15 protein-coding genes are annotated in these 13279 nt (G+C 53.8%); 9 read left to right on the forward strand and 6 right to left on the reverse strand.

Annotation, left to right across the window (positions count from 1 at the left end; genetic code table 11):
- Positions 1-8: 8 nt before the first annotated feature.
- Positions 9-845: a 5-dehydro-4-deoxy-D-glucuronate isomerase gene (gene kduI / locus DD597_RS10010; protein WP_129256147.1), complete on the reverse strand. Its 837-nt coding sequence runs from the start codon at positions 843-845 to the stop codon at positions 9-11.
- Positions 846-1145: 300 nt separating this feature from the next.
- Here kduI and DD597_RS10015 point away from each other — a divergent pair, with 300 nt between their 5' ends.
- Positions 1146-2321, forward strand: coding sequence for an oligogalacturonate lyase family protein (locus DD597_RS10015; protein ID WP_045895014.1), 1176 nt, complete (start codon positions 1146-1148; stop codon positions 2319-2321).
- Between the two features lie 187 nt (positions 2322-2508).
- On the opposite strand, the gene DD597_RS10020 is transcribed toward DD597_RS10015, so the two are convergent.
- The 3 genes from DD597_RS10020 to DD597_RS10035 form a co-directional block, all read right to left on the reverse strand.
- On the reverse strand, positions 2509-3192 hold the full coding sequence (locus DD597_RS10020) for an oligogalacturonate-specific porin KdgM family protein (protein ID WP_003862842.1): 684 nt from the start codon (positions 3190-3192) through the stop codon (positions 2509-2511).
- A 318-nt stretch (positions 3193-3510) separates the two neighbouring features.
- A complete protein-coding gene (locus tag DD597_RS10030) occupies positions 3511-4689 on the reverse strand; it encodes an acetyl-CoA C-acetyltransferase (RefSeq protein WP_003862843.1) in 1179 nt (392 codons plus the stop codon).
- A 92-nt stretch (positions 4690-4781) separates the two neighbouring features.
- Positions 4782-5648: a LysR family transcriptional regulator gene (locus DD597_RS10035; RefSeq protein ID WP_003862845.1), complete on the reverse strand. Its 867-nt coding sequence runs from the start codon at positions 5646-5648 to the stop codon at positions 4782-4784.
- A gap of 101 nt (positions 5649-5749) precedes the next feature.
- On the opposite strand from DD597_RS10035, the gene DD597_RS10040 reads away from it, so the two are divergent.
- Both DD597_RS10040 and DD597_RS10045 read left to right on the forward strand, forming a co-directional pair.
- Positions 5750-6214, forward strand: coding sequence for a multidrug/biocide efflux PACE transporter (locus DD597_RS10040; RefSeq protein ID WP_022651793.1), 465 nt, complete (start codon positions 5750-5752; stop codon positions 6212-6214).
- A 115-nt stretch (positions 6215-6329) separates the two neighbouring features.
- A complete protein-coding gene (locus tag DD597_RS10045) occupies positions 6330-7559 on the forward strand; it encodes an amino acid permease (RefSeq protein WP_003862847.1) in 1230 nt (409 codons plus the stop codon).
- Between the two features lie 33 nt (positions 7560-7592).
- Here DD597_RS10045 and DD597_RS10050 read toward each other — a convergent pair whose 3' ends face one another.
- Complete coding sequence (locus DD597_RS10050) at positions 7593-7865, reverse strand: GNAT family N-acetyltransferase (protein ID WP_045346656.1); 273 nt, start codon at positions 7863-7865, stop codon at positions 7593-7595.
- Positions 7866-7875: 10 nt separating this feature from the next.
- Positions 7876-8106, reverse strand: coding sequence for a 4Fe-4S mono-cluster protein YjdI (yjdI, locus tag DD597_RS10055; RefSeq protein ID WP_129256148.1), 231 nt, complete (start codon positions 8104-8106; stop codon positions 7876-7878).
- Positions 8107-8559: 453 nt separating this feature from the next.
- Here yjdI and DD597_RS10060 point away from each other — a divergent pair, with 453 nt between their 5' ends.
- The 6 genes from DD597_RS10060 (at position 8560) to cydB (ending at position 13279) form a co-directional block, all read left to right on the forward strand.
- Complete coding sequence (locus DD597_RS10060) at positions 8560-8748, forward strand: general stress protein (protein ID WP_022651794.1); 189 nt, start codon at positions 8560-8562, stop codon at positions 8746-8748.
- 90 nt (positions 8749-8838) lie between these two features.
- The gene (locus tag DD597_RS10065; RefSeq protein WP_003862851.1) at positions 8839-9336 is read left to right on the forward strand and encodes a ferritin-like domain-containing protein; all 498 of its coding nucleotides are present in this window, start codon (positions 8839-8841) and stop codon (positions 9334-9336) included.
- Between the two features lie 62 nt (positions 9337-9398).
- Entirely contained in the window at positions 9399-9905 is a 507-nt protein-coding gene (locus DD597_RS10070) for a ferritin-like domain-containing protein (protein WP_003862853.1), read from the forward strand.
- Positions 9906-9922: 17 nt separating this feature from the next.
- Positions 9923-10795 (forward strand): manganese catalase family protein, encoded by an 873-nt coding sequence (locus DD597_RS10075; RefSeq protein WP_032610071.1) that lies wholly within the window; start codon positions 9923-9925, stop codon positions 10793-10795.
- A gap of 70 nt (positions 10796-10865) precedes the next feature.
- Positions 10866-12269, forward strand: a complete 1404-nt coding sequence (locus DD597_RS10080; RefSeq protein WP_003862857.1) for a cytochrome ubiquinol oxidase subunit I — start codon at positions 10866-10868, stop codon at positions 12267-12269.
- Complete coding sequence (gene cydB / locus DD597_RS10085) at positions 12269-13279, forward strand: cytochrome d ubiquinol oxidase subunit II (RefSeq protein ID WP_015571779.1); 1011 nt, start codon at positions 12269-12271, stop codon at positions 13277-13279. Before DD597_RS10080 ends, cydB begins: the two co-directional genes overlap by 1 nt.

Genomic DNA, 13279 nt, shown 5'->3' on the forward strand with positions numbered 1-13279 from the left:
GCCTGCGACTAGCGCAGATCCTTAACAGCGACGTGGTCCATGTCATCAAAGACCTGGTTTTCACCGACCATCCCCCAGATAAAGGTATAGGCTTTCGTCCCCACGCCAGAGTGGATGGACCAGCTAGGCGAAATGACTGCCTGCTCGTTGTGCATAACGATATGGCGCGTCTCCTGCGGCTGTCCCATCATGTGGAACACGCAGGCGTCTTCATCCATGTTGAAATAGAAGTAGACTTCCATGCGGCGCTCGTGGGTATGGCACGGCATGGTGTTCCACAGGTTGCCCGGCGCAAGCTCGGTCAGCCCCATGCTGAGCTGGCAGGTTTCCAGCACATCCGGAACAAAGTATTTGTTGATGGTGCGACGGTTGCTGGTGAGGTTATCGCCAAGGGTCACCGGGGCAACGTCCGCTGGCGTGACTTTTTTGGTTGGGTAAGTCGTATGAGCCGGGGCGCAGTTGTAGTAAAACTTCGCCGGTTTGCTGGCATCACTGCTGGCGAACACCACCTCTTTTGCGCCTTTGCCGACGTACAGCGCGTCGCGGTGACCAATTTCGTAGCACTGGCCATCGACGGTAATGGTGCCCGGCCCGCCGATGTTAATCACGCCCAGTTCACGGCGTTCGAGGAAGTAGCTCACGCCCAGCTGTTTGCCCACTTCACCGCTCACGGAGACGGTTTTCGCCACCGGCATAATCCCGCCCACAATAATGCGGTCAATATGGCTGTAGACCATGGTGTACTTGTCGGCTTCGAACACTTGCTCAACTAAAAACTCACTGCGCAGCCCCTGAGTATCCAGCATTTTAGCGTGCGCACTGTGGATGCTTTGTCTGACGTCCACGTAAACCTCCAGAATTGATCGTGCCCGAAGGCAAAGATAAATAACGAAACAACGTTCCGTTTTAGTGATGAACACATATTATCCCCTGACAACGGGGTTTTCAATTGCATTTAAAACAACGTTTCATTTTTCCTGCCTGTTTATGCCAGAAATGGTGTTTCGATCACGATAAATCTTTAAGACCCTCAATCTGGTTAATGAAAATGAGAAAGTGCGCTGTCAGTCACACACAATGAAACAGCGTTTTGATAATTTATCACCTAGTTTTCAACCTACATTACGCGTTCAAAGGAGTGCATTATGGCTAAAGGTATGCGGGTCAAGCTGAACTATGAGGTCAGCCGCGATCCGGATACAGGCGTGGAAGTCACCCGCCTGACCCCACCGGAAGTAACCTGTCATCGCAACTACTTTTACCAGAAGTGCTTCTTTAACGATGGCAGCCACCTGCTGTTCGCCGGGGAGTTCGACGGTCACTGGAACTATTACCTGTTGGATCTGAAAAACGCCGAAGCGGTACAGTTGACCGAAGGCGCGGGCGATAATACCTTTGGCGGGTTCCTCTCTCCGGACGATAAATCCCTCTACTATGTGAAGAACGATCGCACCCTGCTGGAGGTGGATTTACAGACGCTGGCAGAGCGCGAAGTGTACCGCGTTCCGGAAGAGTGGGTCGGCTACGGCACCTGGGTCGCGAACAGCGACTGCACCAAACTGGTGGGTATTGAGATTGCCAGACGTGACTGGACGCCACTCAACGACTGGAAAATTTTCCACGACTTCTTCCACAAAGGGCCGCACTGCCGCCTGCTGCGCGTTGATCTGAAAACGGGTGAAAGCACCACCATTCATGACGAGAAGATCTGGCTGGGACATCCGATTTATCGCCCGTTCGATGACAATACCGTGGCCTTCTGTCATGAAGGGCCGCACGACCTGGTCGACGCCCGCATGTGGCTGGTCAACGAAGATGGCAGCAACGTGCGGAAAGTGAAAACGCACGCGGAAGGTGAAAGCTGTACACATGAATTTTGGGTGCCGGACGGGTCCGCGCTGATCTACGTCTCTTATCTGAAAGGTCAGCAAGGGCGTACCATCTCCCGCTTCAACCCGGACACCGGCGTGAATGAAGCGGTAATGAACATGCCCGCCTGTTCGCATCTGATGAGCAACGTTGACGGCAGCATGCTGGTTGGCGACGGTTCCGGTACGCCTGTTGACGTGAAAGACACCGGCGGCTACACCATTGATAACGATCCTTATCTGTATGCCTTTGACGTGGCGAAGAAAGCTTATTACCGCATCGCCCGTCATGACACCTCATGGGCTACGGTGGCGAACAGCCGCCAGGTAACCCACCCGCATCCGTCCTTCACGCCGGACGAAAAAGCGGTGCTGTACAGTTCCGATAAAGACGGCAAACCGGCCCTCTATATCGCGAAACTCCCCGAGCAACCTGAAATGTTGCATGCCTGAATGAGTTAGTGTTTCTGTAACTGGCCTTGCCCTCCGATTCGGAGGGCTTTTTTTTGGGTGATTGCGCGGCGCTTTTTGCCGGGTGGCGCTTCGCTTACCCGGCCTACGAAAAAATGGATTGGAAAGAATGTGTAGGCCGGGTAAGCGTTAGCGCCACCCGGCGGTTTTTAGCGAAGGAACTGAATTATCAGAAGGAGTACGCCACACCTAAACGGAAACGGGTCTGGCGTTCGTCCGTGTCTTTAACCCCCACGTTCCCCACCTCCACATACGGTGCCCAGTTTTTATCCCATTTGTAGGCCAGCTTGGCGTTATATTCGTTGGAATAATCTTTATTATTATTTCGGGCCACGCCTTCAGAACTTTTCGCGTAAACATAGTTCAGCTCGGTACGCCAGTCACCTAATACCCAACCGACCCACGCATCGCCACGGTTAACTTTATCATCGTCCTTATTTGAGCTTGACGGGTAGCGAGTATATTCGTAACGGTAACGCGCAGCCACGTAGAAGCCATTATCGAAGCTATATTGCACATGCAGATTCGGTTTATAAATGGTGCGACTGTCTGTGCTTTCAATCGTAAACGCAGGGGTCAGGGCGATATTGTCTGTCGCTTTCCAGCGCCAGCTAATCTGATCTTCGTGACCGTTCCCCACTACATCCGCGAATGGCTGATCTGCCTTGTCCCCGCCTGATTTCCACTTCGCCTCGACTGAAAAACCAAAGCCATTATCAAAGCGGTGCGAGACGGCAACACGGTCGGCATTCGAGCCGCTGTCAATATATTCGTGACGCAGATCGACGGTAACGGCGCTAGCCGCAAAAGAGGCACTAATAAGGGAAGCAAGGAGCAGAGATTTCTTAAACATGAAAAAACCCTCAATTAAAATAACGTTTCGTTTTTATGAAACTTGAGTTTATTTTTTATGCACCGTTATTTTAGTGACAAGGATCGAAATTATTTGTTTCATTTTTTTTGGCAAAGATCGACGTGAACCCCATCAACAAAAAAAGGGCATTAACCGTAAATTTCAGGGTGGAGATCACATTAAGCACTTCACAAAGCAAATAATTAACCGCGCAATAATTATTGCGGGCTTCAGAAATAACGCAGAAGTGTTAAAAAAGGATTCTGGGGACACAAAAAAACCTCCCGTGGGAGGTTTTCTGTGCACAGAGAGGGGAAACTACCGTTCGATAGCCAGGGCCACCCCCTGCCCTCCGCCAATACAGAGCGTTGCGATCCCTTTTCGGGCGTTACGCTTTTTCATTTCGTGGACCAGCGACACCAGAATGCGGCAGCCGGAGGCGCCAATGGGATGACCCAGCGCAATTGCACCGCCGTTGACGTTGACCCGCAGCGGATCCCATTCCAGCATTTTCCCGACCGAGATCGCCTGTGCAGCAAAGGCTTCGTTGACCTCAATCAGATCCACATCGCTCAGCTCCCAGCCCGCCCGCTCCAGGCAACGGCGCGTGGCATAGACCGGGGCGATCCCCATTAACGCAGGATCAACACCCACGCTGGCAAACGCTTTGATGCGCGCCAGCACCGGCAGCGCCAGCTCCTGGGCTTTGCTTTCACTCATCATCATCACCGCCGCCGCACCGTCGTTAATGGATGAGGCGTTGCCTGCCGTTACAGAACCGAGCGTTTCAAAGGCCGGATCGAGTTTTGCCAGCCCTTCTGCGCTGGCATCGGTGCGCGGCTGCTCGTCGGTATCGACGATGAGCGCTTCGCCGTTCTGGCGCTGGGTACTGACCGGGACAATTTCATCGCGAAAACGCCCGGAGTCGATCGCTGCACGCGCTTTTTGTTGTGAGCTGAGGGCATATGCATCCTGAAGCTCGCGGCTGATACCGTATTCCCGCGCCAGGTTTTCCGCCGTTACGCCCATATGGTAGTCGTTGAAGGCGTCCCACAGCCCGTCGTGAACCAGACTGTCAAGCAGCTGACTGTTCCCGAGCTGCGCGCCGGTCCGGCTGTCGGTCAGGACGTGCGGGGCGCGGCTCATATTCTCCTGCCCGCCAGCAATAACCACGTCCGCTTCACCGCACTGGATGGCCTGCGTCGCAAGATGGAGCGCTTTCAAACCTGAACCACAGACGTCGTTGATGGTAATTGCCGAAACGGTATTGGGCAGGCCGCCCTTCAGCGCTGCCTGGCGCGCAGGGTTTTGTCCCGCGCCAGCGGTCAGCACCTGGCCAAGGATCACCTCATCAATTTCATGTGCGGCAATCCCGCTGCGTTCCACCAGCGCTCTTACCACCACGCTGCCGAGATCAACCGCAGAGTGACGCGCAAGCGCTCCCTGAAAACAGCCGATAGCCGTACGTAACGCACCCACTATAACGACATCTTTCATCACGACCTCTGTGCAAAATGACATGACGATAGTAGAGGATTGTTATCAACAATTGACGCAAATGTTTAAAATTAGTGAGTTTAGTCACAGGATTATCGTGCGTCCTGCAAGTACTGGCGCAGCCAGCTTCCGGCGACGCCGGGCGGGGTTCGTTTGTTCCATACCAGATCGATGGCAATCGACCTCGGCCAGCCCGGCACGTTCAGCTGCACCAGCGATTTCGACGCGGCAAATTCGTCGACCAGCGCGCAGGGTAACGCGCACCAGCCAAAGCCCTGTACCGCCATACTCAGCAGTAACAGGTAATTCGGCGCAGACCAGACCGGCCCGCGCGCAAGGGGCGCTTCCCGTTCAAGATAGGTACTCAGCCGCAGCTCGCGCCAGCCATGCAGCTCGTCCGCCTGCGTCTCATGTTGCCCTGCCAGAGGATGTCCGGCAGAAACGTAAATAGCCATCCTTGTCTGCATAGGCAGACGGGTCGCGCCAATATCGGTCGGGTAGCTGTCGCGCGCTTCCGTCAGGCCAATTTGCGCCCGCTCCTTTTGCAGCAGATCGATCACGTCCTCCTCTTCCCCAATCAGGCACTCAAATTCCGTGTGCGGAAAACGCTGGTCGAACTGGCTCATCATCTGTTCCAGCACGGCCGGGTTAAGCGTATCGGAGAGAACAAAGGTAAAACGCGCCTCCGTTTGCGCCGTTAAGGATACGGCCAGCTCATCCAGGCGCGCGCTGGCGGCGAGTATCGACTGGACATAGCCCAGCACCTGTTCACCCTGGGCGGTCAACACCGGGTGACGCGCCGAGCGATCGAACAGCTCAAAGCCAAGGTCAGCTTCAAGGTTGGCGATGGAGGTGCTGATGGTGGACTGGCTTTTACGCAGCCGCCGTGCCGCAGCAGAAAACGAACCTGCGGCGACAGTTTCAACAAACGCGGTCAGTGCTTCGGGAGAATAACGCATGATGTATCTACTTTATCGATGGATACCATCTTTTATATATCACCTTAAACGATAAGAATAGACCGCATCAACGCCCATACTGGCGTCAATATGAGGTAAATATGCAACATCAGGATGCACTCCAACGTAAATTGCCGGAGCGGATCTTCCATGCCGTCTGTTTTGAAGGCATTGCTACGGCGATCCTCGCCCCGACGGCCGCGTGGCTAATGCAGCGCTCGGTGGTTGAAATGGGGGGTCTCACCATAATTCTGGCGACCACGGCAATGCTCTGGAACATTATCTATAACTTTGGCTTCGACCGTTTCTGGCCCGTCCAGCGGGTGAAGCGCACGGCGAAAGTGCGCGCCCTGCATGCGCTGGGTTTTGAATGCGGTTTTATTGTGATTGGCGTAACCATCGTTGCCGCCGTGCTGGGCGTGACGCTGCTCCAGGCCTTTACGCTGGAAATTGGTTTCTTCCTGTTCTTCCTGCCGTACACCATGCTCTACAACTGGGCGTACGACACCCTGCGGGAGAAAATCATCAAGCGCCGCCAGCAACGCCGCGCCCTGGCAAGCGAATAACCTTCCGGCCGGAGACCTGATCCGGCCCACCCCTGCGAAGCAACGGCGACCTCAACGCATAATTATGGTAAATTGCACTCCTTTTTGTTCGTTTTATAGTTGATACGTTGCTCTAATGTCGAAAATTTGGTCAAAAGAAGAGACTCTCTGGAGTTTCGCCCTCTACGGCACTGCCGTGGGCGCAGGAACCCTGTTCTTGCCCATTCAGCTCGGCTCTGCTGGCGCGATTGTCCTGCTGATCACCGCCCTTGTGGCGTATCCCTTAACCTATTGGCCGCATAAAGCGCTGGCGCAATTTATTCTGTCGTCGAAGACGAAAGGCAACGAAGGGATCACCGGTGCCGTTTCCCATTACTACGGCAAAAAGATCGGCAACCTGATCACCACGCTCTATTTTGTGGCTTTCTTTGTGGTGGTTCTGATTTATGCGGTGGCGATAACTAACTCACTCACTGAACAGCTGGCGAAACGGATGACGGTGGATACCGGCATGCGGATGCTGGTGAGTTTTGGCGTGGTGCTGATTTTGAATCTGATCTTCCTGATGGGGCGGCACATCACCATTAAGGTGATGGGTTTCCTTGTCTTTCCGCTGATCGCCTATTTCCTGTTTGTCTCGCTGTATCTGACGGGCAGCTGGCAGCCGTCGCTTCTGACGAGCCAGATGGCCTTCGACCAGCATACGTTGCACCAGGTGTGGATTTCGATCCCGGTGATGGTTTTCGCTTTTAGCCATACTCCGATCATCTCGACTTTCGCCGTGGACCGTCGCGAGAAATACGGTGAAGAGGCGATGGGTAAATGCAAAAAAATCATGAAAGTGGCGTATCTGATCATCTGCCTCAGCGTGCTGTTCTTTGTGTTCAGCTGCCTGCTTTCGATTCCACCGTCGTATATCGTGGCGGCAAAAGAGGAAGGGGTGACGATCCTGTCCGCGCTGTCGATGATGCCTTCGTCCCCGGCATGGCTGGGTATTTCTGGCATTATCGTGGCGATTATTGCGATGTCGAAATCGTTCCTCGGCACCTATTTTGGCGTGATTGAAGGGGCAACGGAAATTGTGAAATCGTCGCTGAATCAGGTGGGTGTGAAGAAAAGCCGCGCCTTTAACCGCGCGGTTTCTATTCTCGGCGTGTCGCTGATTACCTTTGCGGTCTGCTGCATCAACCCGAACGCCATTTCAATGATTTACGCTATCAGCGGTCCGCTTATCGCCATGATCCTGTTCATCATGCCGACGCTGTCGACGTACCTGATCCCGTCGTTAAAACCGTACCGCTCCATCGGTAACCTGCTGACGCTGATTGTAGGTGTGCTGTGTGTGTCGGTGATGTTTGTCGGTTGAGTATGCTGCCCGGCGCAATGCCGGGCATCAGTTTTACGCCCGAATATCGTCATACTCCCGCGTATTATCAAACTCATGCTTCGCAAACGGACACAGCGGGATAATTTTACGGTTCTCCCCGCGCATCTTCTCTACCACCCTCGCCACCAGCTGCTTACCCACACCCTGCCCTTTCAGGCTTGGATCCACATCGGTGTGCTCAATGATGCTCAGATGCTCGCCGGTCGGGACAAAGACAATCTCCGCTACCTGATTGCCTTCGGCGTCGTTGACGTAAAACTTGTTATGGCCTTCAAGAATTTCCATGGTTCCTCACTTATTTTTGGCGGTACTTCAGCGCACCGCTCGGGCAGGTATCAATTACGCGCACAACCGTTTCTGCATCTACTTCATCCGGCGCGATCCATGGTTTACGCTTCAGGTCGAACAGCGCCGCGCTGCCGCGCACGCAATTGCCCGAGTGTTTGCAGATCCCGGTGTTGAAGTAAACATCAATTTTCTCACCGGTGTAGGCCCGGTACCCCGCCTCCAGTAGCTCCTGATCCATGATATTGCCTCTGTAATTATTGTGGTGACAAAAGAAGCATACCCTCAGCCGATCCGCCTGACCACGTCAAAAACGAGGTTTGGCCACCTTCTTTTCAACACGTTATTTCGCCAGGCACTTAAGATTATTCCGAATACAAAAGCACCCGTTGCGACGATATATTTTTGCGTTGTGTCAACTCTTGTAATAATTCACGCCACGTTCACATTAGGATTATTAGCTAAGCGAACTCCCAACATCCAGATTTATTTCTCCCTAACCAGTGGATTTACCGTCCGTTTTTAAAGTTCGTAACGAAGCGGTATTTCCTGAACACCTGCAAAATTACCGCAAAACAACCCAGACATGAAATTTGACTCTTCTCACATAACGACTAATGTTAATTCCTGAACGACAACTGATACGAATTACTTATCGTATCTCCTGACATAAACGCAACATGAGGGTTGATATATGGCAGAGCAACATCGTGGTGGTTCCGGTAATTTCGCTGAAGACCGTGAAAAGGCATCAGAAGCTGGACGTAAAGGCGGCCAGCACAGCGGCGGTAATTTCAAAAACGATCCGCAACGCGCATCTGAAGCGGGTAAGAAAGGGGGCCAGAACAGTCACGGCGGAGGCCGTAAATCTGATAACTCCTGATCTTATTTAAAGCTCTTATAAATATACCGAGAGCATGCTGCGGGCCCGTCGGCTCGCAGTACCTTCCCTTTATTTCACTGGAGCGAAAATATGAATATGAAAACTGTTGAAGATGTATTTATTCACCTGTTATCCGACACCTACAGCGCTGAGAAGCAGCTGACCCGCGCTCTAAGCAAGTTAGCTCGCGCCGCATCCAGCGAGAAGTTGAGTGCCGCGTTCACGGCCCACCTCGAAGAGACTCAGGGACAAATCGAGCGTATCGATCAGATTATTGAGCAGGAATCCGGCCTCAAACTGAAGCGCATGAAATGCGTTGCGATGGAAGGCTTAATTGAAGAAGCCAACGAAGTTATTGAGAGCACTGAGAAAAATGAAGTGCGTGACGCTGCATTAATTGCCGCAGCACAAAAAGTCGAGCATTACGAGATTGCCAGCTACGGCACCCTGGCCACCCTGGCTGAACAATTAGGCTATAAAAAAGCCGTTAAACTTCTTGCCGAAACGCTGGAAGAAGAAAAAGAAACCGATCTCAAATTAACCGATCTGGCTGTCGGCAATATTAATCAAAAAGCCCAGAAAGGATAAATATTAATTTGATGAGCATCAGCAACAAAAATTAACCAGATAATAAATCACAGGAGTTAATTATGAATCATGTAGAACACTACCATGATTGGCTACGCGATGCCCATGCGATGGAAAAGCAAGCCGAATCCATGCTGGAATCTATGGCCAGCCGTATTGATAATTATCCCGACTTACGTGCACGAATTGAACAACACGTTAATGAGACTAAACACCAAATTACCGTGCTGGAAGAAATTCTCGACCGCAATGATATTTCCCGTTCGGTCATAAAAGATTCCATGAGCAAAATGGCGGCGCTCGGCCAGTCCATTGGCGGCATGTTCCCTTCCGACGAAATTGTTAAAGGCTCCATCAGCGGCTACGTTTTTGAGCAGTTTGAAATTGCCTGCTACACCTCTCTGCTGGCTGCGGCCAAACAAGCGGGCGATACCGCCTCCATTCCTGCCATTGAGTCCATTCTGGAAGAAGAGCGCCAGATGGCTGACTGGCTGCTCCAGCATATTCCACAGACGACGGAACAGTTCCTGCTGCGCTCCGATGCGGACGGTGTTGAAGCGAAAAAATAACGAAAGAGGGAGAAACTATGTTTCGACACGTAAAACAGCTGCAATACACGGTACGCGTAGCCGAACCGAATCCGGGCCTGGCCAATCTTCTGCTTGAGCAGTTTGGCGGGCCACAGGGCGAACTTGCCGCGGCATGTCGTTACTTTACGCAAGGATTGAGCGACGACGATCCCGGTCGTAAAGATATGCTGATGGATATCGCGACCGAGGAATTAAGTCACCTGGAAATCATCGGCACCCTGGTGGGTATGCTGAATAAGGGTGCGAAAGGTGAACTGGCGGAAGGCGTTGAAAATGAAGCGGAATTGTACCGCTCCATGACCGAGAACGGCAACGACAGTCATATCACCTCCCTGCTCTACGGCGGTGGTACTCCACTGACCAACTCCGGGGGCGTACCATGGACGGCGGCGTATGTGGATACTATTGGCGAGCCCACCGCCGATCTGCGCTCTAACATTGCGGCCGAGGCGCGCGCCAAAATTATCTACGAACGGCTTATTAACGTAACGGACGATCCGGGTGTTAAAGATGCGCTGGCGTTTTTAATGACGCGTGAGGCAGCACACCAGCTCTCGTTTGAGAAGGCGCTCCAGTCGATCCGTAACAATTTCCCACCGGGTAAATTGCCGCCAATCGAAGAGTACACTAATAAGTACTACAATATGTCTGAGGGGGGAGAAGTTCGCGGTAGCTGGAACAGCGATAAGCACTTCGACTACGTGGAATCTCCTCAGCCCGCGGTCGATGGCGGTGACGGCGGCGCAAGCGTAACGCTCACGACAGAGCAGGAAACGCTGGTCAAAGCGATGTGCGCACGTACGAAATCCGACCCTAACGCCGATCCGCTTACCGGTGCCGAGCTTGGCGCAGGTAAGAAAAAACCGTAACCGGTTTTGCCAGGCAGCCTGAGGCTGTCTGGCAATGCCTTGTGCGCTATCAGTTCCAGAGGTACGGAGCATGTTCGAGCTTGATGCGTTTCATCTGGCCAGGATACAGTTCGCCTTTACCGTCTCTTTTCATATTCTCTTCCCGGCGATCACCATCGGGCTTGCGAGCTATCTGGTGGTTCTCGAAGGCATGTGGCTTCGCACCAAAAATGATGTCTGGCGCTCGCTATACCATTTCTGGCTAAAAATTTTCGCCGTCAACTTTGGTATGGGCGTGGTTTCCGGGCTGGTGATGGCTTACCAGTTTGGGACTAACTGGAGCGGCTTTTCCCAGTTCGCGGGCAGCATAACCGGCCCTTTGCTCACCTATGAAGTCTTAACCGCCTTCTTCCTGGAAGCCGGTTTCTTAGGCGTGATGCTGTTCGGCTGGAACAAGGTTGGCCCCGGCCTGCACTTCTTTGCCACCTGCATGGTGGCGCTGGGCACGCTGATGTCCACCTTCTGGATCCTCGCCTCTAACAGCTGGATGCACACCCCGCAGGGCTTCAGTATTCAGAACGGTCAGGTCATTCCCGAAGACTGGCTGGCCATTATCTTTAACCCCTCATTCCCTTACCGACTGATCCATATGTCCATCGCCGCCTTCCTGTGCAGCGCCTTGTTTGTGGGCGCGTCCGGGGCATGGCATCTGCTGCGCGGTAACGATACGCCCGCGATCCGCAAGATGTTCTCCATGGCCATGTGGATGGCGCTGCTGGTCGCGCCCATTCAGGCCGTGGTTGGGGATATGCACGGGCTGAATACGCTTGAGCACCAGCCTGCCAAAATCGCCGCGATTGAAGGCCACTGGGAAAACCCGCCCGGCGAGGCCACCCCGCTGCTGTTGTTTGGCGTACCGGATATGGAAGAGGAACGCACCAAATACGGGCTTGAAATTCCCGCGCTCGGCAGCCTGATCCTGACGCACAGCCTGGATAAACAGGTCCCGGCGCTGAAGGATTTCCCGAAAGAGGACCGCCCTAACTCGCTCATCGTCTTCTGGTCCTTCCGCATTATGGTCGGCATGGGGCTGCTGATGATTACCCTTGGCGTACTGAGCGTCTGGCTGCGCTATCGCCGTCGACTCTATCACTCACGGCCATTCCACTGGTTTGCCCTCTGTATGGGGCCTGCCGGATTACTCGCGCTGCTCGCCGGGTGGGTCACCACCGAAGTGGGCCGCCAGCCGTGGGTCGTTTACGGCTATCTGCGCACGATAGATGCGGTGTCTCTGCACAGCACGTTGCAGATGAGCATCAGCCTGCTGGCCTTTATCGTGGTCTACTGTTCGGTATTTGGCGTGGGATATGTGTATCTCGCCCGGTTGATTAAAAAAGGTCCGCAGCCTGTGGGCACGCTAACGTCTAATACATCGGGTACCCCTGCCCGTCCGCTGTCCGCCGCCGAGTCTGTTCCGGAAGAGGAGAAGATCTGATGGGCGTCGATATCCCGGTCATCTGGTTTGCCATTATTGTCTTCGCCACGCTGATGTACATCATCATGGACGGTTTCGATCTCGGTATCGGCATGCTGTTCAGCTTTGTGGGTGATGCCAAAGAGCGCGACGTGATGGTGAACAGCGTCGCCCCGGTCTGGGACGGAAATGAAACCTGGCTGGTTCTCGGCGGCGCAGGGTTGTTCGGCGCGTTTCCGCTGGCCTACGCGGTAATAATCGATGCCCTGACCATCCCGCTGACGGCCATGCTGATCGGGCTTATTTTCCGCGGCGTGGCATTTGAGTTTCGCTTTAAGGCGACCCCTTCCCACCGCAAATTCTGGGACTATTCTTTTGCTGGCGGTTCCCTGCTCGCAACCTTCAGCCAGGGGATCGTGGTTGGCGCGATGATCAACGGCTTTGACGTGGAAGGGCGTCGCTTTGTGGGCTCCTCGCTGGACTGGTTCACCCCGTTTAACCTGTTCTGCGGGCTGGGCTTAATTGTCGCCTATACCCTGCTGGCCACCACGTGGCTGATCATGAAAAGCGAAGGCGCGCTGCAAAACCGGATGCGCGAGCTGACCCGCCACGTTCTGCTGGCGCTGATTGCCGTCATTGCGGTGGTAAGTATCTGGACCCCGCTCGGCTGGCAGTTTGTCGCCGAGCGCTGGTTTACTCTGCCTAACTTCTTCTGGTTCCTGCCGGTTCCGGTTCTGGTGGCGGTATTCAGCCTGTGGATCTGGCGGCTGACGCGTAATCCCGACAGCCATGCCCGTCCGTTCCTGTTAACGCTGGGCCTGATCTTCCTCGGCTTTAGCGGCCTGGGCATCAGCCTGTGGCCACACATAATTCCGCCGCACATCACCTTGTGGGAAGCCGCCGCGCCGCCTGCCAGCCAGCTGTTTATGCTGATCGGCACGCTGTTAATCATCCCGGTGATCCTGGTTTATACCGCCTGGAGCTATTACGTCTTCCGGGGCAAAGTGTCTGATACCGAAGGTTATCACTAA

The sequence above is a fragment of the Enterobacter cloacae complex sp. 677-3DZ2D5B genome (assembly GCF_004136695.1).
In the GTDB taxonomy this organism is placed as follows: domain Bacteria; phylum Pseudomonadota; class Gammaproteobacteria; order Enterobacterales; family Enterobacteriaceae; genus Enterobacter; species Enterobacter hormaechei_C.

What these genes read in the sequence shown, in the direction of transcription:
- DD597_RS10015 (WP_045895014.1), top strand. Translation starts at nt 1,146, where the DNA reads ATGGCTAAAGGTATGCGGGTCAAGCTGAACTATGAGGTCAGCCGCGAT.
- DD597_RS10020 (WP_003862842.1), bottom strand. Translation starts at nt 3,192, where the DNA reads ATGTTTAAGAAATCTCTGCTCCTTGCTTCCCTTATTAGTGCCTCTTTT.
- DD597_RS10030 (WP_003862843.1), bottom strand. Translation starts at nt 4,689, where the DNA reads ATGAAAGATGTCGTTATAGTGGGTGCGTTACGTACGGCTATCGGCTGT.
- DD597_RS10035 (WP_003862845.1), bottom strand. Translation starts at nt 5,648, where the DNA reads ATGCGTTATTCTCCCGAAGCACTGACCGCGTTTGTTGAAACTGTCGCC.
- DD597_RS10040 (WP_022651793.1), top strand. Translation starts at nt 5,750, where the DNA reads ATGCAACATCAGGATGCACTCCAACGTAAATTGCCGGAGCGGATCTTC.
- DD597_RS10045 (WP_003862847.1), top strand. Translation starts at nt 6,330, where the DNA reads ATGTCGAAAATTTGGTCAAAAGAAGAGACTCTCTGGAGTTTCGCCCTC.
- DD597_RS10050 (WP_045346656.1), bottom strand. Translation starts at nt 7,865, where the DNA reads ATGGAAATTCTTGAAGGCCATAACAAGTTTTACGTCAACGACGCCGAA.
- yjdI (WP_129256148.1), bottom strand. Translation starts at nt 8,106, where the DNA reads ATGGATCAGGAGCTACTGGAGGCGGGGTACCGGGCCTACACCGGTGAG.
- DD597_RS10060 (WP_022651794.1), top strand. Translation starts at nt 8,560, where the DNA reads ATGGCAGAGCAACATCGTGGTGGTTCCGGTAATTTCGCTGAAGACCGT.
- DD597_RS10065 (WP_003862851.1), top strand. Translation starts at nt 8,839, where the DNA reads ATGAATATGAAAACTGTTGAAGATGTATTTATTCACCTGTTATCCGAC.
- DD597_RS10070 (WP_003862853.1), top strand. Translation starts at nt 9,399, where the DNA reads ATGAATCATGTAGAACACTACCATGATTGGCTACGCGATGCCCATGCG.
- DD597_RS10075 (WP_032610071.1), top strand. Translation starts at nt 9,923, where the DNA reads ATGTTTCGACACGTAAAACAGCTGCAATACACGGTACGCGTAGCCGAA.
- DD597_RS10080 (WP_003862857.1), top strand. Translation starts at nt 10,866, where the DNA reads ATGTTCGAGCTTGATGCGTTTCATCTGGCCAGGATACAGTTCGCCTTT.
- cydB (WP_015571779.1), top strand. Translation starts at nt 12,269, where the DNA reads ATGGGCGTCGATATCCCGGTCATCTGGTTTGCCATTATTGTCTTCGCC.